Source organism: Pseudomonas sp. 43(2021) (assembly GCF_017490805.1).
Lineage (GTDB): Bacteria > Pseudomonadota > Gammaproteobacteria > Pseudomonadales > Pseudomonadaceae > Aquipseudomonas.
Genome location: NZ_JAFGYJ010000505.1, coordinates 1 through 451, shown reverse-complemented (window position 1 = coordinate 451; position 451 = coordinate 1). Strand labels below are relative to the sequence as shown.

Sequence of the window (451 nt, the reverse complement as noted above, 5' to 3'; positions counted from 1 at the left end):
GCCTGCAACCGATGGGCGATGGCTGGGTGGAAATCGAAGAAATCCGCCTGCCCTGGTTGAACCAGCCGCTGCCCGCCAGCGCCCGAGTCGTACCGCGACAAATGCGCGCACGGGGTCAGGTGCCGTTGAGCATCTGACCGGATGCCTAATAAAAGTCATTAAACACGAGCAACTGCGCGCATTTCTTCGCTACAATCTCCCCCCGATTATAAGGACGTCTCCTGATCGGGCCCCGCAACAGCGTCAATGCGCATGCATCGACATCAAAATCGCCCACAGAGAGCCGCCCACACAGATCGAGTGAAGTTGGCGCGCTTGCCTGTTCTTCCGGCAAAAACCCGCTTTTCGCGAATCTGCAGAGCTGTCATTCGCTCGGCCACCGCGTTGTTTTGCCCTAGCGGGCAGGTGCCAGGCCAAGGCAGCCCTTTTTTGAGGTTCACGTCTTCAAAAG

At 58.1% G+C, this 451-nt stretch carries 1 protein-coding gene; it reads right to left on the bottom strand.

The window, feature by feature from the left end:
- Positions 1-263: 263 nt before the first annotated feature.
- Positions 264-451: hypothetical protein (locus J5M71_RS28405; RefSeq protein WP_207838964.1), on the bottom strand; the 188-nt coding region annotated here is incomplete at its 5' end.